The following is an 18,419-nucleotide window of genomic DNA, read 5'->3' as shown; positions in this document are numbered from 1 at the left end:
TTTGTCATTTCGACGAAGGAGAAATCTCCGCGAGAAGCTCTACAAAGATTGGACTTTCGTTGCAGAGTTACTTGTGGAGATTTCTCCTTCGTCGAAATGACAATGATTGGGATTATATTGTTTAAAACTAAAGTTTCCCTAAGGTCTTGTTTTAAATTTATATTTTTAAACAAACTCATACCCCGCATAAACCTGCTCAATTTCTTTCATAATGGCAAACAAATCTTCTGGAGCATCAGTCGTAACTAATTTCTGTTTGAATTCTTTAAAAGAATGAATCCCTTTAAAATAGTTCGTATAATGACGTCGCATTTCAACAATTCCCAAACGCTCGCCTTTCCAATCCATTGACCATTGCAAATGATTTCTCGCAGCTTCAACACGATCAATAACAGTTGGGGCAGGTAAGTGTTCACCCGTTTTAAAATAATGCTTGATTTCATTAAAAATCCACGGATAACCAATCGCCGCTCGGCCAATCATGATACCGTCAATTCCGTATTCATTTTTATATTTTAATGCTTTTTCAGGACTGTCGATATCACCGTTTCCAAAAATGGGCATTGTAATTCTTGGGTTATTTTTTACACGCGCAATATGCGACCAGTCAGAATGACCTTTATACATTTGAGCGCGAGTTCTGGCGTGAATAGTCAAAGCCTGAACACCAATATCCTGAAGTCTTTCGGCAACTTCATCAATATTAATAGAATTTTCGTCCCAGCCTAAACGTGTTTTTACCGTAACAGGTAAATCTGTCCCTTTGATAACGGCTTGCGTCAAACGCACCATCAAATCAACATCTTTTAAAACCCCGGCACCGGCACCTTTACAAACTACTTTTTTTACCGGACATCCAAAATTGATATCCACTAGATCCGGTTTTACAGTAGAAACAATTTTAGAAGACATCTCCATTGCTTCTTCATCACCACCAAAAATCTGAATTCCAACTGGACGTTCATAATCAAAAATATCCAGCTTCATGCGGCTTTTTATAGCATCACGAATTAATCCTTCCGATGAAATAAATTCAGAATACATCATGTCAGCGCCATGCGTTTTGCATAATCTGCGAAACGGCGGATCACTAACATCTTCCATCGGTGCGAGTAATAAAGGAAATTCGGGTAATTCTATGTTGCCAATCTTGACCATCTTCATAATTTTTTGCAAAATTACAACATTTAGTTTAATTCACAGCAAAACATTCAAGAAGCTGGAAATAAACCATATAAGTGATATAAGTTCATTTAATTAAAGCACTCATATGCGCAATCTTTTAAATGAAGTTATATTACTTATATGGTGGAAAAAATTTCTATATGTTTCTATAATCAAAAAATCGAATTGGTTTTCTACTCATTGGGTTAAAAACTAAAGGATTTAAAGTTTCTTTTGAGGCGAATTCTATTTTTGGCGTTACTCTCAATTTTGCTCTAAAGTGATCTTTAATTTCCTGCAGAAATTCTGGTGTTTGATTTTTAACCGCAATTTTTATCACGATTTCATCAGTGCCTAAGTCGTTTGTAGAAATTTCGATAATATGATTTTCGATATTGTCAAATCCGCTTAAAACATCGTTCATTGCTGGCGGATAAAGTGTTGTCCCTTTATATTTTATCATTTGCTTTTTGCGGCCAAGAACAGGACCAACACGCAAAGTATTCCTTCCGCAGCCACAAGGTTCGTTATGAAGCTGTACAATATCTCCGGTTTTAAAACGCAGTAATGGCATCGCTTCAATTCCTAAAGTAGTAAAAGTAAGTTCGCCAGTTTCTCCGTGTTTAACAGGTAAATTATTTTCGTCCAAAACTTCAACGATGATTAATTCCGGATGATGATGTCCGCCATTTCCGTGTTCACATTCTGTAAAAGCCGTGCTCATTTCGGTAGAAGCATAAGTCGAAAACAACTTAATATTCCATTTATCCGTGATTTTTTTAGACAAAGTATTCATCGAAAAATCCTGATCTCGCAAAGATTCTCCAATGCAAATAGCCCCTTTTATACTCGAATTATTATAATCGATTCCGTGAATTTCGGCATATTCAATTAACTTCAATAAAAAGGACGGAACGGTAATTAAATAACTCGGATTGTATTTTAAAATCGAATCCCATTGCATTTCCGGAATTCCGGCGCCAACGCGAACTACACCGACTTTCAATTTTCGAAGGCCAAGAAAATAAGCCAGACCCGCCATAAATTTCCTGTCAATTGTGGTCATTAATTGTACAACATCGCCTTCGGCAATTCCGGCGCAGGCAAATGAAATAGCTTCATTATAAGCCAAACGATCTAAATCAGAATCGGTTAAACCAAAAGTTACAGGATCGCCTAAAGTTCCAGAAGTCGAGGCGTAGTCGATAATTTTATTTTGCGGAACACATACAAAATCATCGTTATATTGCTGTAAATCTTCTTTTGTAGTAACAGGTAAATGTTGTAAATCTTCTAAAGTTTTGATTTTTGAAATATCAATATTCTGTCCGGCAAAAAGTCTTTTATAAAAAGGAGAATTTTGACTGATATATTGTAAAAGTTCAGATAGTTTTTTTTCTTGAAAAATTTTAATTTCTTCTAAAGAATCTTTTTCTATTGCTGGAATCATTTTAATTTTCTTTTGATTTTTTTTAAATATTTTTCAATTTTTTCTTTTTCAGGCAGTGTCGTAATTTCTTTGGTCAAAGCTTTTTCAAAATTAAGTTTTGCCTGCTGAAAATCTTTTATTTGGTAAAAGTACAATCCTGCCTTATAATATACAACCCAATAATCAGGGTTTAATGATTGATAATTTTGAATGAATTCTGGAGAAATTGTTTCCTTATTTTCAATAAACGAATCTATTTTATGATCTTCAACTTTGAATTTTTTATAATTGCGAAAAGCGGCTGTTTCTAAAAACGGATCTTTGGCAATATTTAAATTTCCTTTTTGAAAAGAATTTAGAGCATCATTTTTTCTTTCGCCAAAAACAGAATTCAAATCGTAACAAACAAATTCGCCCAATTGATACGGATTTGCCGAAACCCAAACCAATTTTTCTTTCGGTTTAAAAATAATTCCGTGATGCGCCATTAATTGATTCAAAGCTTTTTCTGAACCATAACCTAGCGGAATATCTTTTAAACCATTTTTATTTCGGAGAATTTCTGAAGCAATTTCTGGGTTCACTTTTGGATTTTCTGCCAAAAGTTCCTGCATTCTTTCAAAGCGATATTCAGAATGACTGTTTACAATTTGTTCCTGATTTCGTTTATCAGTTGCAAATTCATCGCCCTGAAAATGATTCGAACATATTAACTGATCAGTGTTTGGAACATCATAAACGTCCATTTTTGTTGGTGAAACTTCAATTAAAATTGCTTTATTGTCGTTTGCACTTCCCACCATTATAGATTCTGAAACAAAAACTTTTCTCTTTTTCGCAATCGAAACGGCTTCATCTATATTCTTGGTGTGCTGTAAAATTTCACGTGTCAAAATCGAAATTGGTGTTTTGGCAATTAGCGGAATTTTAGATTTCGAAGCATTAATCGTTACCGTTAAACCTTCCTGGTTCATTCCGGAAACAGCACCAACCATTCCCGGCCAGGTAACCATCATAAATTTATAACCAACTTTCGGATTTATAAATGCCACGATTTTATTTTCCGCGAAAGCGTCATTTACATAAAAATCAAAATTACGTCCGAGAATTAAATTTCCATCTTCTGTTTTTTCATTCCACGCCGCAAAAGACGAACAGCCAACCAAAGCCAAATCTTGTAAAGCGTGGCCAATATCGTGTGCCGCATGAAGATATAAACCACGCTGATATTTGGGCGCAATGTTATCAAGTTCATCCGAAGTATATTCAGAAACGCCATAAATTTCCGTTTGATATTCTTCGGGAACATTCAAATATAATTTTCGATTGTACCATCTTAAAAACTGGCGGAGTATTTTTTGCTGAAAATTAGACGGGATAAAATCTTTTACTTTGGAGAAAAAAACGCGCTGCTGATTTTTTAAAAGAGAATCGGTTAAAGCTCCCGTGTTTAAACCAATTTCCAGCGGATCGCCTTCGGCATACAATTCCCAAATACCTTGTTTATTTTTTAAAAGCGAATTTTTACCTGAAATAAAAACCGAATCAGATTTTTTTACAACGATTGGTTTTGCCGAATTATAGTGAGAAAGATCCGGTTTATGATGCATTGATTTTGATGTTCCGCAAGAAACAAGCAAAAATGTAAAACCGATAAAGAAGATAAATAAAATTCGGTTTTTCATGATTTCTATTCAGATTCGGAATTGATTTTCGTAACCAAATATTCTTTGCCCACAATTTCAGAACAGGTTGAAACAGCACCAATTGTTACGCCCAAAACACCGTGCATATTGATACTCTGCCCTGTAAGATATAAATTATCCAATTTGGTTTTTGCCGGAATCAGCGTTTTCATCGGATTGTTAGAATCTTTCACATATCCGTACATATTTCCGTTGTAACCGCCAATATAATCGCGATACGAAAGCGGAGTAGAAGTGTGAATTGATTTTATACAATCTCTGATTCCCGGAAATTTAAGTTCGATTTCGTTTAAAAATTTTTCGGCTTTTCGGGATTTAAATTCCTCATAACTTTCGCCGCGCTCGCTTTCTTCTGCAGTTGTATTAAAAGTGTCGGCCCAGGGCGCAACATCTTCATATTTCATATAAGTAATAAAAGTCATTCCTTCGGCCCAGATTTCTTCTTTTTTTGAAGCATTCATAGAAGCCATAAAACCTTTTGGCCAAGAATCTTCATCATATTCATGTGCGCTCCAGACTTCGCTGGTTTTCTTAAAATGATAAAAATTATGATTGATATATTTAAAAGTTTCCGGCTTAAAAACAATATATAAACTAAAGGCAGAAATAACGCCTTCAAGACTTTGCACGCGATTGACAAAAGCTTTCCTGAAGTTTTCTTCCCCCGCCATTTTTAAAGTCGTTTTCGGTTCAATATTCGAAATAAACATGGAGCCAAAAACTTTTGTTCCGTCTTTTAATTCAACAAAATTGACTTTATTATCTTCAACATTAAAACGCGTAACTTCTTTATACTTGTAAAATTCTCCGCCGTATTTTTTGAGTTGTTTTAAAAGCTGTTTTGTAATCTGGCTTCCGCCGTTAATACATCGCCACGAACTTTGAATATAAGAGTTTACAGATAAGGCATGAACGTAAAAAGGCGATTTATCCGGAATGCCGGCATACAAAAAATTGGAACCCGCAAGAACCGCTTTTAGTTTTTCATTCTGCGTACATTCTTCAATCATTTCTTTTGCATTCAATGCCAGAATTTCGTTGTCGTATTTACCTTCCCAGTTTAAATTATAAAGCGGAAAAGCATCGCAGATGGTTTGTAGCTTTTCGCAGTATTTTTCAATATTTGCTTTTTCTTTGGGAAAAAAAGCAGTTAGTTGATCGACAAAATTTTGATAACCCTGCGCATGCGGATATTCGTTTTGATCGTCTTCAAATGAAATCATATCGTAACAATTCTCGTCTAATTTTTTTAAGTTGAGATGATCAATAATGCCGATATATTTAAAATATTTATACAAATTTTGACCTTCAGACAAACCTCCGATATAATGAATTCCGGTATCAAAAATAGTTTTATCGCGAACAAAAGTCTGCAGATTCCCGCCGTATTGATTGTTCTTTTCGAGCACACAAACGCTGTAGCCTTCTTTAGCTAAAATTATAGACGAAACCAATCCGCCTAAACCGCTGCCAACAATTACTACATTGTATTGCTCTTTCATTGCTTTTTATTTAATACAATTATCGCATTTTCTTCTGAAAAAATTTCGAAACCATAATCAGCTAATTTCATCTTTAAATTAGAAGAATTAACTAAAATTATTGAAGAAGCTGCAGTCACTTTTTCAAGATCCGAAGTATAATTTTCATCAGAAATTAAAACTATTTCGTATTGATTTTCACCCACAGAATCTAATTGATCCAGATAAGATATTTTTCTCTTTTTTAGAAAATAATTTGTTTTGGCAACCAATACTTTTTCTTCATCATTTATAAAAGAAACTATTTTTCGCTGCGGTTCCTGCAATGCCAATAAAACGTCTAATTGTCCATAATCATTGCCAAGATGCAAAATTTTAGCTTTAGGATTAATGTATTTATTTAAATTGAAATAGGTTTCTAAATTTTGCTTTAAATCTTTTTTTACAGCATCGCCAATTTCAATTTCTTTATAATCGTAACTATTAATCAGCATTTTTTTGAAATAATCCGGCCCTTCTAACTGCTGACGAATTTTGCGATGCTCTCCTTTAAAAAAGGTGCTTATTTGTTTTGTTCTTTCGGCATAATTATTCCCGAAAGAAGTATTTTCCGGAGTAATTCTTTCTAAAATGGTAACCGTTAAAGTTCCGTCGTGAATGACAAAATCACCTTTCGGAATTAACTCCGAAGCACCATGAATAACAACTGGAATGATATCTAATTTAAATTCTTCGGCAAGGAAAAAAGCACCTTTATGGAATCGTTTAATAACATTATTTTCTGAGCGTGTTCCTTCCGGAAAAACCATTAATGAATAACCTTCGTTTACTTTTTTACGCAAATGTTCAACGCCGCCTTCCAAACCTTCAGAAACTGGATAAAAACCTGCTTTCCTGACAACGCCGCCAAAAATAGGAGAGTTGTAAACCCAGTCGCTTACCAAAAATATAATTTTTGGACTCAGCATTCCAATGGATAAAATATCTAAAAATGAAGAATGATTGGCAATAATAACGGCTGGTTTTTCAAACGTTTCATTAAAATTGTTAACGACTTTTTTGTGTATAAACGGGTTCGAATATAAAACCGATTTCATGTATTTTGAAACCACATATCGAAAACCCTGCATTTTTGTTTTTTTACTAAGTGGTAAAATCGGCATTAATGTGAAACTGAAAAATGACATTAAAATTCCACCCAAACCATAATAGAAAAATGACATTACACCAAAAATAAAAGTGCGTAATTGAAAAGGCGGATTTCCTTTTTTAGGTCTGTTTGACAAAAATAATTTGAACAGAATTGGATAAAAAATGAACGTAATAATTAACGCAGCAAAAACCCCAATTAATGATACGGAAGAAATAGAACGCAGCGCCGGATGTTTGGCAAAAATCATTGCGCCAATTCCTAAAATGGTTGTAATTACCGCCAGAATAATGGAAGTTCTGTAAATGGCAATTTCGTTTTTTCCGTTTGTATATTCTTTCTGTAAAGCACTTGTCATGAAAATACTAAAATCGACACCGTGACCAAAAATCAAAGTGCAGACAATCATGCTGAAAATGTTCATTTGAATGCCAAAAATGCCCATAATTCCGGCTGTTACAATTCCCGTTAAAGCAATCGGAATACAGCTTACGATTACCAATTCAATTCTTCTAAAAAAGAAAAACAAAATCAAAATTACCGCAACAAAAGAGTAGTTGACAAGCGAATTAAAATCGGTTTTTAAAGTGCTGAAAAAAGTTTCGTTCATTTGCTGACGATCAATTGCAATAAGATTTTCTTTTGCAGAAGTCGATTTTACAAATTTATCACGCTGTTTCGGCGTAACTTTTACCAAAGTCGAAATCGTATAAAAACCATTTTTTTCGGTTACGAATTCTTTCAGCTGTAATGCCTGAATTTTTAAATAATCTTGGGTAGAAATTGGTTTGAAATCAAAATCTAAATGATCAAAAAACAGTGAATAAGTAGTTGGCTTAAAGCCGAGTTTTGAACCTTCAGTAATTAATTGAGATTTTAAAATTTGTTTTTTTTCTGAGTTCCAAAACGAATTCCATTTTGCAATTTTTTGAATTTGTTCTTTCTGCGAAAGTACAATTCCGCCAACAGAACTAAAATTCAATATTTTGTCTTGCTTTTTTTCTTCGGATAAATCGGTAAAAAGCTTGCTGTTGTTTTGCAAAACTTCTTCCATGCTTTTTCCGTAAGCCGCAACATAAATGGTTTTTGAAGTTAAGCTGGTACTTTCTTCCAATTGTTTTTCGGCCGCCTTAATATCTTTGGGAACAAAATTTAATTGTGACAAATCGTTGTTGAAACCAACATCGTTATATGTAAAACAGCAAATAATGGTAATAATAACGCAAAAACCAATTAAGAATTTGTTGTTATGAAATGAAAAATGAGCCAGTTTATCGATCGCATTTTTCTTGTGTTCAACATTGTTTTCTTTTGGTTTATACAAATGTGGAACAATTAAAAGAGAAAAAATTCCGGTTGCCATAACGATTACGGCGGCGAAAATTCCGAGATCATTCAACGCATCAGATTTTACAAAAAGCAGACATAAAAAGGCAACGGCAGTTGTTGAGCTGCTCATAATTACTGGCATCGTAATGTCTTTGTATAGCGTTTTGATGTCGCTGTTATGCTTATAATGTGTAAGAATGTGAAGCGAATAATCGATCGTAATTCCTAATAAAATAGAACCAATTCCGAGAGAAATGGCTGAGATTTGTTCTTTTACAAAATATAAAAACGCCACTGCAAATAAAGCCCCGAAAACGGTTGGAAGGAAAATGATTAACGGAATCAATATTTTTCTGTAAAACAAAATCAGGATCAGCATTAGCGTAATCATCGCAATTGTTGTCGTTAAAACAATATCACTTTTAATTTGATTGGCATTTGCAACGGCAATCAAGGCAGAACCAAAATAACTTACAGAAGTTTTTCCTTTAAATTTGGTATTTAAATTTTCCTGAATTGATTTTAGTTTTTCGGCAAAAAGGGTATTCTTTTCTGTTTCGCTCGATGAAATATCTGAAGTTATAAAAAGCAATAATTTCTTTTTATCCTTTGTCATTACAAAACCATTGTCGAGCGTAAAATCATCGCCAATATTTAATTGCTGTAATTTTTTTAAAGCGATAAACGAAATTCCAAGTGGATCTTGCAGAATAAAATCTTTGGTAATAAATCCCGAAGGCGAAATAATCGATTTGTAATTTCCCTGAACGGTTGCTGCAATACTGTCTTTTTGAAGTTTAGTTTGAATAGCAGTATAATCTTTATCTTCAAGAAAAAGCGGCAGATTATTGTAAACGAAATCAATAGTTTCCTGAATGTTTTCTTCATCAACTTTTCCCTGAATTCCGGTTATGTAAGGTTTACAGGATTTAGCAACGCTGTCTGAAAAAGCAGCAGCCATTTCTTTTAAATCTTCGGCAGAACCGTTTTTTTCGAGTTTGAAAATAACGGTCGTTTTATCGGCAAAGTTTAATTGTTTTAAAACTTTTGCTGTTGCATCGGCTTTGTCGTTTGTTGGGATAAGTTTGGTAATGTCTTCTTCAAACTTAATTCGGGAAGCAAAAAATCCGAATACCAAAAGCATCAAAACAGCCAATAGAACCGAGAGCGATTTTCTTCGGTTTACAAATAAATGAATGGCGTAAAAGTATTGATGCATAATTATTTATTATTGTTTTTTTGCCACAGATTATACGGATTAAAATGATTTTACTATCTGTGTCAGTTTGCCACGAATTTCACGAATTTCCACGAATTGATTTGTGTTAATTCGTGAAATTTGTGGCGAAAAAAAATCTTTGTAAATCCTTTAATCTGTGGCAAAACCTTATTTAATATTCGTTTTGTTTTTAGAACTAAAAGCGCTTAAAAGTAAATAACTTATAAGTCCGGCTGATAGTGCTAAAACGGATGCTAAAATAAGACTTCCGACGATATATTGTGCAGCGTTTTTTTGAATATCGTCAAGTGTGGCCGAACTATCTAAAATTAGCGGCGCATCGCTCGAAATAAAAAGACTTCCTGTTTTTAAAGAACCGTAGATTACCAGCGGAATAAAAGGCGGGAAACTTACATTTGACGACAAAAAAGCAATTACTTTATTGAGCCTGAACAAAGCAGCAAAAGTAAAAAGAAGTATGGTTTGAAATCCCCAAAAAGGCGAAATCCCGATAAAAATTCCCAGAGCAATCGAAGCCGATTTAGTGAAATTAGAATCGTTGCTTTCTAAAATATCTTCTAGGAAAAACTTTTTAAAACCTTTTTTTTTTGCTCGCCGAAAGAAATCGCGAGGTTTAATATACAGCAAAGCGTTTGTTACCAAAACAGTATTCAAAATACTGATTCGGGTAAAATCCCTGAAAGGGCGAAAATGCGAAACACGTTCTGCCGGATCATATAAAACCTGAATTGGAATGTTTTTTACCACAATTCCTTTCCACGCTGAACGAACAATCACTTCGATTTCAAACTCAAATTTATTGGTATAAAATCGCTTTGGAATTAATTTTAGAGGATATAATCTAAAACCGGATTGTGTGTCCTGAAGTTCAATTCCGGTTTCAAACTTAAACCAGAAATTGGAAAATTTATTACCGAAACTGCTTTTCTTAGGAACATTTTCCTGTGTCATGTTTCGGCTTCCAATTAAAAGAGAATTCGGTTCGTCTTGAATTGCTGAAATGAAACCTGGAATATCAGAAGCGAAATGCTGGCCGTCAGAATCTATCGTGATAGCGTATTCAAAATTTAGCTCAATCGCTTTTCTAAAACCATTTCGCAGTGCTCTTCCTTTTCCTAAATTTTTAGGATGATGAATTTGGGTAAACTGCGAATATTGTTTTAAAATTTCGCTGGTTTCATCTGTTGAACCATCGTTGACAATAATGATATTTTGAGTGAAATCTAAAATAGAATCCAACACTTTTTTCAATGTTTTCTGGTTATTGTAAGTGGGTACAATAACACAAAAAGAAGTTGAATCGAGCAATTCCTGCTTTGATAAAATAGGTTTCATTGAGAATTTTTCATGAGCTTATTTTACAAACTGCTTCTCTTTTTCGGAGAAACTTTTCGATTGCAAAACAAAGTCTTTTAGATAATCTTTCAAAGCGCCATTTTGCTCGGCATAATGTGCTGTGATGAATTTTTTATCTTCTTTAATATTTTTTCTGTAACCTGTAATTCCGGGAACATTTTCCTGAATACTCAATCGAATCATTCTGATTTCGATATTATTAGGCTCACTTTTTATAGTCGATTCCAAAAGTTTAGCACCTTCTTTAAAACGTGAAATTTTGCTTCCTAATACACTTTCAAATTTAGAATCTAATAAAATTGAAGCCGCTTTGTAAGCCACTAAAATTTTATCATCGTTGTTTGAAACACCGGAAAGTTTTTCGATAAATTCCTTAGAATTGGTTTCTGATTTTGCAACATCAGTATACATTTTGCGGATAGCGGCCAAATCCGGCGTTCCCGCAAAATTTATCCATAGAAGTAATGACAATAGTAATTTCATAATTATAATTTTTTATACACATTGCTTAATTTTAAAGCTGTGGTATCGTTAAAATATGTGGTGTTTTTCACCTTTACCAAATCATCTTCTGTGGTTGTAATATCAATTTCTAAACGCAGTTCCGGATTTGTTTCCGGATTTATTAATGCCATGAATTTTACATTCGAAAGTGTTTGTATAATCAACGAACTTTTTGTGATTGACTCCGCAAGTTCTTTAATAATCTGAATCATGCAAACACCCGGCATTATTGGGTTTCCAGGAAAATGACCTTTAAAAACCTCATGATTGGCATTAACTAATATACGAAAATTATATTTAGCATCGCCTGTTTTCTCCTCTGAAAGCACTTTGTAAAAGTCTTTTAAAACCATATTTTTTATTATTTCACATCAAAAGAATAGGTAACACCTATTTGAAAATTGACATTAGTATTATAATCACCAAAAAAATAATGTTCGTTTGAATTATTATGATAATAATCGCTGTCTAAAACATCATAAAGGCCTTTTTTAAATCGAATCTCAAACCCAAGTCCCGAAGGCATTTTATAAGCAAGGCCTGTAACAAATGAAAGATCATTATTTGTTTTTCTAAAAGCTAAATTATCATCTAAAAGAACGTCTAAAGCCGGACCAAACTGTACTTCTAAACCTTGTCCAAATTTAAATTTGTTAATCAAACCAATCGACAAATAACTTATTTGTAAATCCTGATAAACAGTTCTTTCTGTCTGTGTATTTGGGTCAATAAAATTTCGTGCAACATTATTAGAACCCTGCCTGATATAATTTATTTCGGGCTGAAGCGCATAACGTTTCGATATATTTATTTCTCCAAAACCGCCAATATAAAAATCAGGTCTGTAATCAGCATGCGTTTCGGAAATTGTCGATAAACTCAAACCAGCTCTTAAACCAGGATTAAAAGTTACCTGAGCTTTTGAGGCAAAGATTCCTATAAATAAAAAAGCAAATACGATTATTTTCCTCATTATTTTACTTTAAAAGTATAGCTGATTCCTATTTGGAAAACCTGATTTAAAATAACATCATTATAATAATAATCATCATTGTTATTATTAAGTCCGTCATAGCCATAAATATCAATCAATCCTTGTTTGATTCTCGCTTCAAAAGACAATCCATTTGGCAGCGTATATCCAACACCTCCAACAATTGCAAGGTCAAAACCTTCAGGATTGCTGTTGATATAATTATCACCAACTTTTATATCTAAAGATGGACCGGCTAAAACATGAAAACCTTTACCTCCAAAATGATATTTGGCAACGGCACCAAGTGTAAGATAGTTTAATTCATACTTTTCAGAATAATAACGGCCGTTTTCGAAATATCTTCCTTCATCCCCTTGTCTTGAATACGTTATTTCAGGCTGTAACGAAAAATATTTATTAAATTTAATGTCCACTAGTCCACCAATATAAAAATCTGTTTTAGATCTGTTATCGTCAATATTGGTTAATGTTGAAATATTTAAACCGCCTCTAAGGCCGGGACTAACTTTTACCTGCGCTTGTGATTTTACAAGACCGATAAATAAAACGAATGCAATTAAGGTTATTTTTTTCATCTTTTTATTAGTAATTTTATGGTTAGTTTAAGTTTCTACTCTGATTTAAAATAATTTAGCTCAATTTTAAGCTTAATATTTTGATGAATTATCTGAATCTTCTCAGCAAAAATATTGTTTTCTGAATGGAAAAACAGTGTAAATTTTTCTTTTGTTTTAGATGCGTGAACGATCTTTTCTAATTTTTGATCTTTTTTTGAGATAAAAATATAATTGTCCCTTTTGCCATCTGCTGATTTATAAATATCATTTGATTCGTTTTCAAATTGTTCCTGAATCAAATATTGCTTTTTTAAAAGCAGTCGAAAATCTTCTTTTAATGTATTAATTAAAATTTTTCGATCTAATTCTGAAACAATCGAATTGACTTTAAAATCATTTTCAGAAATTTCAAAATCCATTAATTTATTTCCGAATTCCGTTGTAAAAACAATTCGGTGTGTGGTGTCGTTTATTTTTTTTGCAATGAAAATTCCCGACAATTCATTTCCGTAAACAGATATATTAGTTTTATAAACATAATCCGTTTTTGAATCTGAAAAATACGGAACCTCTACAGCCGTTTTGTCTAATTTTTTCGGCGTATAGTTTTTTGTGACCGAGCCGCAAGAAACCAAAACAATTGCCAGAAAGCAATTAATTAGTAAAAACTGAATCGTCGATTTTTGCATTGATTACTTTATTTTTAAGTACAATTCTGGTATAATCCTCAGATGATTCTAATAATTTTACCTGAACAACAGTTGCTTCTTCCTTGTCAAAAGTCAGTTCGATTTGTTTGATGTATTTTTTCAGCGTCGCATCTTTCGGAATAAATTTCGCTAAGTTCTGACCTTTCAGTTTAAAATACGAAATCGTAAATTCTTTATCATCAAACATATTTCCGCTTACGCTTCCCACGATTAATTTATTAATTCTCGCAAAGATTTTACTGTTGCCAATATCAACCGCGCTTTTCTTTCCTTCGTCGTTAATCAGGATTTTTCCGTTCTTGAAAACAATGCTGTAATTATATGGTTTTTTATATTGCCATTGCAAAAGTGCAGGTTCTTTAAAAACCATTTTTCCCGAAGTTTCAATGTCTTTCGAAAGAAAGTCCAAATGTTTATACTGAACAAAATCAGTACTTAAAGTTTTGATTTTTTTCGCCACAACATTTACATCTTGCTTAAAAGAAGCAATTTCGGCATCGGTCATTTTTTGTTCCTGAGCGAACAAATTCCCAGAAATAAATAGAATTAATAATGCTATTTTAGTTTTCATGTTTTTTTAATTTTTTTTTGCCACGAATTACACCAATTTTCACGAATTTTAATTTAATAAAATCCGTTTTAATCTGCGTTTTCGCTTTAGCGAATCTGTTTAATCCGCGTTCAATTCATAAGCATTAAGATTCAAAAGTTCCTCAATCGAAACCACTTCATAATTATTCTGCTGTAAAAATTGCAAAAACTGTTCCAATACTAAAACAGAGTGTGATCCGGTATCGTGCAAAAGTACAATTCCGCCCGGAGAAACCCGTTTTATAATTCGATTGAAAATTAATTCCTGATTTTTAGTTCCTCCATCAAGAGAACGAATATTCCAGCCAATTGTTTTATGTCCGGTAATTTTTAAAGCTCTTCGAATCGAAGGTGTCGTTACTCCGTAAGGCGGACGAAACAAGTTTATTTTCTTAGAAGTGAATTTTTCCAGCAGTTTATCTGTTTTACGAAGTTCCTCAGTTACTTTATCTTCATTATAAAAATCGAAAAATTTAGAATGAGAATAAGAATGATTTCCAACCAAATGTCCTTCTTCAATAACTTTTTGAATAATTTCAGGATGTTTTTCAATGTTTTTTCCAATGCAAAAAAATGTGGCTTTAGCATTGTATTTTTTCAGAAGATCTAAAACATCTAAAGTAAATTCACTTGGACCATCATCAAAAGTTAAGGCAATTTTTTTCTCTGTTTCCAGCGGATTACTGCAGAAAGCTTTTACATGATAATTAGAAGAAATTCTCGAAGAACCAACAGCATTTATTCCGATCCAGATAAAAATTATAGCAAAAAAATACCACAGATTTATTGCCATAAAAAAATTCAGAAGAAAAACTAAAAGCAATAAAAAGATAAAAAAGATCGAAATGTTTTTATGCGTTATCATTTTGAAAGTAACGTAAAACTATGATTTTTTCCGTTTAATTGATTGTACAATAAAATGGTTTTGTAAACTGGTTTTACAGCCGAATTTACTTTTATAATTTCTGGAATTTCCTGTGTTTTTAAAATCTTCGAGGCCATCCAAAAAGCAAAAGCCGAAGCCGTATCATATTCGCCGCTCAAATGTTTGTAGTATAAAACCGGAGTTTTTGCGAAAGCATTTTCGGCAAGATTTTTATAATAATTTTCGAAAGATGCATTTCCATCAAAACCTAAAACCAAAGCATCAACATCAGAAATTTCTAAATTATTTGATTTCAAGAAAGATTTAATTTCAGCTTCAATTTCGTTTTCTTCCAGCGTATTTACAATAGCAATATCCAGAAGTTCAGCGTATGTGTTTTCTTTTCTTTCGTTTTCTAAAACAAAAAAACTCGCACCTTCTCCGTAAACGGCACCGCTTGTTTTAGAATTTAGAACATCATAAGGAGAAGTATTATCTGCTTTGATTCGGCCGTTTAATTTAAAAAGAGAAGTAGTGTATTCTCCATTTTCATCAACGCCGCCTACTAAAATAGAATTCGCTTCGTCTTCCTCAATCTGCATTTTAGCATCCAAAAGTGCCGATTCAAAAGAAACCGCGCCGTTTACATAAGTAAAATTATAACCTTTACATTGCTGTAAAAGTGCAATTTGCGCACCAACTGTATTGTGCGTAGATTGGATAAAAGAAGTTGGTGTTAAAAATTCTTCTTTATTATCTAAAATGCTTTTCAGGAATTTTTCAGAATCTTCGATGCATCCTAAACCGGTTCCGGTAATAATGGCATCGACTTTTTCAACATTCGCATCTTTCATGGCTAAAGCCGAAGCTACGATTCCGTTTTTCACGCCTTTTGCCATTCTGCGGCTTGCAGCTGGCGAAATATATTCTTTGTATGCCGGCGAAACAATCGCCAGTACATTTTCATCGTGATTTACATTGGCCTCTTCTAAAAAAACAGTATCAAATGTTTTTTGAGTCGAAATACAGCCTACTCCATTTATATATGTTTTTTTCATTAGCTTTTTGAAAATATAAGAGTGGAACAATTTCCTCCAAATCCAAAAGAATTAGATAAAACGTGTTCGATGTTTTTATTTTTTAGAGAAGTCTGCGGAGTCAAATCGAATTCTTCCATTTGCGTTTCAAAATTCAAATTCGGATAAACAACATTATTCTGAATCGCCAAAACACTGTAAACAGCTTCAATTGCCGCTGCGGCCGCTAAAGTGTGGCCCGTAAACGGTTTTGTTGAACTAAAATCAGGAACTTTTTCTTCTTCATAAATACGACGCAAAGCTCTGCCTTCAGATAAATCGTTGTTTGGCGTTGCTGTTCCGTGAACGTTGATATAGTCAATTTCAGAAGGTTTTAAACCCGAAACTTCAAACGCTTTTTTCATCGCCAGAAAAGCGCCATCTCCATTTTCTGAAGAAGCCGTTTGGTGATAAGCATCATTTGCATTTCCGTAACCGGAAACTCTTGCCAATACTTTTTTATTTTGTTTGGCCACAATTTCATCCGATTCTAAAACTAAAAAAGCAGCAGCTTCTCCCAGATTTAATCCTTTTCTGTTATTGTCGAAAGGTTTGTTATAATCGTCAGATAAAATCATCAAAGTCTTAAATCCGTTGATCGTGAATTTTGACAAAGCATCGGCTCCGCCCACAATAACGCGATCCAGTTTTCCGGTTTTGATTAATCTCGCACCCAGCATAATAGAATTTGCTGCAGAAGAGCAAGCCGTGCTAATAGTCGAAACCATTCCTTTTAAACCCAGTTCTTCGGCAATTTTATCGGCAACATCGCCGCCGTCGTGACAAGTGATGTATTTAACCAGTTCCGGTTTTTCGAAATAATCGTAATAATGTTTCTCCGTCATGTCCATTCCGCCCACACTAGTAGCAGAAATAAGTCCGGTTCTAAATTCGTTGATAGAGGTAATGCCGGCATTTTCAACAGCTTGTTTTGCTGCCAAAGTACCAATCATAGCGGTTCTCGAAAAATTATTATCACTGTTTAATTCCAGTTCAGCGATAAGTTCATCGTTGGTTTTTTTGATTTCACCCACTTTAATAACATCCGCATGAACTGTAGAAATATTAGAGATATGGGAAATCCCGATTTTATTTTCGATTAATGAATGATAATTTTCCTCAACCGAATTCCCGATCGCGGAGATAATTCCCATTCCCGTTATTGCAACACCTTTTGCCATTTTAGATTTTAGAGTTTTGATTTTAGATTCTAGAACTTTGTCAAAGTTTAAAACTTTGACAAAGTTGACGGATTTTAAAACATTTTAGATTTTAGATAACGAGATAAGAAATCTAAAATCTGAAGTCTAAAATCTAAAATTATTTCGTTCTGTTAGCGCTAATGTAAGCCGCCATAGTTTCGATAGACTGGAAAATTGTTTTCCCTTCTTTCGGATCTACTAATTTAATTCCGTAATCTTTATCTAAAATCACGATCAATTCAAGTGCATCAATCGAGTCTAAACCTAAACCATCTCCAAACAAAGGATCGTTATCAGCAATGTCTTCGATTGTGATATCTTCAAGGTTTAAAGTCGTAATGATTTTATTTTTTAATTCTTCTTTTAATGCTTCCATGATTATTTATTGTATAATGTATTGATAGTTTCGTTTTTATATTCTGTGTTTTCGTCTTTACCTATTGTACAGAGAAAAGCTTTATAATTGTCATTAAAAAATTCTACCCAGCCGCATAAAACCATATCTGCTTTATTCGTATTCAACAGAATATTAGAATAATTCGACATAAATTCCGTGTTAAAGGTGTCAAATATAAAGAAAGAATTTTCACTTTTTAGCTGATGACGGATACTTATTTCGCCCAGACAAATATTTGGGAGCGTATAAACGAAAACTGCCGGACTCGGAAAATAGTTTTCTTTGTCTGAAATTGATTCCTGATATTTTACATCGGTATCTAAACTAGACGATTTATTGGCTAAAACTAAAGCAATATTATGCTCTTTTTCTTCTGAAGTTATCGGACTCAAAAGCAATTCTGATCCTAAAAAAGCGAGTTTGCTCAAAGCATCCATTTTGAAAAATTTTGGATATTGCATTTCAAAATTACGATAGGCTTGTTTGGAAAAATCAGCAAAATCTGTTGGTTCAGTTTTGAATACAGAAGTTCCGTTCAAAACAATTTCGTTGTTTTGGATGGTGATGTAGGATTGTATGTTGGTTTTGTTTTGAGTCATTGTTATAATTTAAACACGAATTTCACGAATTGCCACAAATTATTTTAGGTTTAAAATTACACTAAT

The 18,419-nt window shown here is 33.3% G+C and carries 17 protein-coding genes; all 17 read right to left on the bottom strand.

Going from position 1 to position 18,419, the window contains the following annotated elements; translation table 11 throughout:
- Positions 1 to 165: 165 nt before the first annotated feature.
- Positions 166 to 1,158: a tRNA dihydrouridine synthase DusB gene (dusB, locus tag APR43_RS21495; RefSeq protein ID WP_053472964.1), complete on the bottom strand. Its 993-nt coding sequence runs from the start codon at positions 1,156 to 1,158 to the stop codon at positions 166 to 168.
- Positions 1,159 to 1,321: 163 nt separating this feature from the next.
- Positions 1,322 to 2,614, bottom strand: a complete 1,293-nt coding sequence (locus APR43_RS21490; RefSeq protein WP_053472963.1) for a phenylacetate--CoA ligase family protein — start codon at positions 2,612 to 2,614, stop codon at positions 1,322 to 1,324.
- Positions 2,611 to 4,278 carry a C45 family autoproteolytic acyltransferase/hydolase gene (locus APR43_RS21485; RefSeq protein WP_053472962.1) on the bottom strand — a complete coding sequence of 556 codons (1,668 nt, stop codon included), beginning with the start codon at positions 4,276 to 4,278 and terminating at the stop codon, positions 2,611 to 2,613. Before APR43_RS21485 ends, APR43_RS21490 begins: the two co-directional genes overlap by 4 nt.
- Before the next feature lie 5 nt (positions 4,279 to 4,283).
- Positions 4,284 to 5,801: a phytoene desaturase family protein gene (locus APR43_RS21480; RefSeq protein WP_053472961.1), complete on the bottom strand. Its 1,518-nt coding sequence runs from the start codon at positions 5,799 to 5,801 to the stop codon at positions 4,284 to 4,286.
- Positions 5,798 to 9,478 carry a 1-acyl-sn-glycerol-3-phosphate acyltransferase gene (locus APR43_RS21475; RefSeq protein WP_053472960.1) on the bottom strand — a complete coding sequence of 1,227 codons (3,681 nt, stop codon included), beginning with the start codon at positions 9,476 to 9,478 and terminating at the stop codon, positions 5,798 to 5,800. Before APR43_RS21475 ends, APR43_RS21480 begins: the two co-directional genes overlap by 4 nt.
- 168 nt (positions 9,479 to 9,646) lie before the next feature.
- Positions 9,647 to 10,834: a DUF2062 domain-containing protein gene (locus tag APR43_RS21470; protein ID WP_053472959.1), complete on the bottom strand. Its 1,188-nt coding sequence runs from the start codon at positions 10,832 to 10,834 to the stop codon at positions 9,647 to 9,649.
- Between the two features lie 18 nt (positions 10,835 to 10,852).
- The gene (locus APR43_RS21465; protein WP_053472958.1) at positions 10,853 to 11,338 is read right to left on the bottom strand and encodes a hypothetical protein; all 486 of its coding nucleotides are present in this window, start codon (positions 11,336 to 11,338) and stop codon (positions 10,853 to 10,855) included.
- Between the two features lie 2 nt (positions 11,339 to 11,340).
- Positions 11,341 to 11,712, bottom strand: coding sequence for a 3-hydroxyacyl-ACP dehydratase (locus APR43_RS21460; RefSeq protein WP_053472957.1), 372 nt, complete (start codon positions 11,710 to 11,712; stop codon positions 11,341 to 11,343).
- A gap of 8 nt (positions 11,713 to 11,720) precedes the next feature.
- Entirely contained in the window at positions 11,721 to 12,332 is a 612-nt protein-coding gene (locus tag APR43_RS21455; protein WP_053472956.1) for an outer membrane beta-barrel protein, read from the bottom strand.
- On the bottom strand, positions 12,332 to 12,931 hold the full coding sequence (locus tag APR43_RS21450; RefSeq protein WP_053472955.1) for a porin family protein: 600 nt from the start codon (positions 12,929 to 12,931) through the stop codon (positions 12,332 to 12,334). Before APR43_RS21450 ends, APR43_RS21455 begins: the two co-directional genes overlap by 1 nt.
- 35 nt (positions 12,932 to 12,966) lie before the next feature.
- Positions 12,967 to 13,602, bottom strand: a complete 636-nt coding sequence (locus tag APR43_RS21445; RefSeq protein ID WP_053472954.1) for a hypothetical protein — start codon at positions 13,600 to 13,602, stop codon at positions 12,967 to 12,969.
- Positions 13,568 to 14,194 carry an outer membrane lipoprotein carrier protein LolA gene (locus tag APR43_RS21440; protein ID WP_053472953.1) on the bottom strand — a complete coding sequence of 209 codons (627 nt, stop codon included), beginning with the start codon at positions 14,192 to 14,194 and terminating at the stop codon, positions 13,568 to 13,570. The genes APR43_RS21445 and APR43_RS21440 overlap by 35 nt, the downstream gene beginning before the upstream one ends.
- Positions 14,195 to 14,293: 99 nt before the next feature.
- The gene (locus APR43_RS21435) at positions 14,294 to 15,007 is read right to left on the bottom strand and encodes a polysaccharide deacetylase family protein (protein ID WP_240514979.1); all 714 of its coding nucleotides are present in this window, start codon (positions 15,005 to 15,007) and stop codon (positions 14,294 to 14,296) included.
- A gap of 68 nt (positions 15,008 to 15,075) precedes the next feature.
- Complete coding sequence (locus tag APR43_RS21430; protein WP_053472951.1) at positions 15,076 to 16,137, bottom strand: beta-ketoacyl synthase N-terminal-like domain-containing protein; 1,062 nt, start codon at positions 16,135 to 16,137, stop codon at positions 15,076 to 15,078.
- Positions 16,137 to 17,336: a beta-ketoacyl-[acyl-carrier-protein] synthase family protein gene (locus APR43_RS21425; protein WP_053472950.1), complete on the bottom strand. Its 1,200-nt coding sequence runs from the start codon at positions 17,334 to 17,336 to the stop codon at positions 16,137 to 16,139. Before APR43_RS21425 ends, APR43_RS21430 begins: the two co-directional genes overlap by 1 nt.
- Positions 17,337 to 17,475: 139 nt before the next feature.
- A complete protein-coding gene (locus tag APR43_RS21420) occupies positions 17,476 to 17,733 on the bottom strand; it encodes a phosphopantetheine-binding protein (protein ID WP_012023174.1) in 258 nt (85 codons plus the stop codon).
- Between the two features lie 2 nt (positions 17,734 to 17,735).
- Positions 17,736 to 18,353: a 3-oxoacyl-ACP synthase gene (locus tag APR43_RS21415; protein WP_053472949.1), complete on the bottom strand. Its 618-nt coding sequence runs from the start codon at positions 18,351 to 18,353 to the stop codon at positions 17,736 to 17,738.
- Positions 18,354 to 18,419: the final 66 nt, after the last annotated feature.

Origin of the sequence: Flavobacterium sp. NLM, assembly GCF_002210235.1 — a bacterium.
Classification (GTDB): domain Bacteria; phylum Bacteroidota; class Bacteroidia; order Flavobacteriales; family Flavobacteriaceae; genus Flavobacterium; species Flavobacterium panici.
Note: the sequence above shows the minus strand (reverse complement) of the source record. Positions and strands in the feature narration are given on the sequence as shown.

What these genes read in the sequence shown, in the direction of transcription:
- APR43_RS21425 (WP_053472950.1), bottom strand. Translation starts at nt 17,336, where the DNA reads ATGGCAAAAGGTGTTGCAATAACGGGAATGGGAATTATCTCCGCGATC.
- APR43_RS21490 (WP_053472963.1), bottom strand. Translation starts at nt 2,614, where the DNA reads ATGATTCCAGCAATAGAAAAAGATTCTTTAGAAGAAATTAAAATTTTT.
- APR43_RS21480 (WP_053472961.1), bottom strand. Translation starts at nt 5,801, where the DNA reads ATGAAAGAGCAATACAATGTAGTAATTGTTGGCAGCGGTTTAGGCGGA.
- APR43_RS21445 (WP_053472954.1), bottom strand. Translation starts at nt 13,602, where the DNA reads ATGCAAAAATCGACGATTCAGTTTTTACTAATTAATTGCTTTCTGGCA.
- APR43_RS21460 (WP_053472957.1), bottom strand. Translation starts at nt 11,712, where the DNA reads ATGGTTTTAAAAGACTTTTACAAAGTGCTTTCAGAGGAGAAAACAGGC.
- APR43_RS21430 (WP_053472951.1), bottom strand. Translation starts at nt 16,137, where the DNA reads ATGAAAAAAACATATATAAATGGAGTAGGCTGTATTTCGACTCAAAAA.
- APR43_RS21415 (WP_053472949.1), bottom strand. Translation starts at nt 18,353, where the DNA reads ATGACTCAAAACAAAACCAACATACAATCCTACATCACCATCCAAAAC.
- APR43_RS21420 (WP_012023174.1), bottom strand. Translation starts at nt 17,733, where the DNA reads ATGGAAGCATTAAAAGAAGAATTAAAAAATAAAATCATTACGACTTTA.
- APR43_RS21470 (WP_053472959.1), bottom strand. Translation starts at nt 10,834, where the DNA reads ATGAAACCTATTTTATCAAAGCAGGAATTGCTCGATTCAACTTCTTTT.
- APR43_RS21455 (WP_053472956.1), bottom strand. Translation starts at nt 12,332, where the DNA reads ATGAGGAAAATAATCGTATTTGCTTTTTTATTTATAGGAATCTTTGCC.
- APR43_RS21450 (WP_053472955.1), bottom strand. Translation starts at nt 12,931, where the DNA reads ATGAAAAAAATAACCTTAATTGCATTCGTTTTATTTATCGGTCTTGTA.
- APR43_RS21485 (WP_053472962.1), bottom strand. Translation starts at nt 4,278, where the DNA reads ATGAAAAACCGAATTTTATTTATCTTCTTTATCGGTTTTACATTTTTG.
- APR43_RS21475 (WP_053472960.1), bottom strand. Translation starts at nt 9,478, where the DNA reads ATGCATCAATACTTTTACGCCATTCATTTATTTGTAAACCGAAGAAAA.
- APR43_RS21440 (WP_053472953.1), bottom strand. Translation starts at nt 14,194, where the DNA reads ATGAAAACTAAAATAGCATTATTAATTCTATTTATTTCTGGGAATTTG.
- APR43_RS21435 (WP_240514979.1), bottom strand. Translation starts at nt 15,007, where the DNA reads ATGGCAATAAATCTGTGGTATTTTTTTGCTATAATTTTTATCTGGATC.
- APR43_RS21465 (WP_053472958.1), bottom strand. Translation starts at nt 11,338, where the DNA reads ATGAAATTACTATTGTCATTACTTCTATGGATAAATTTTGCGGGAACG.
- dusB (WP_053472964.1), bottom strand. Translation starts at nt 1,158, where the DNA reads ATGGTCAAGATTGGCAACATAGAATTACCCGAATTTCCTTTATTACTC.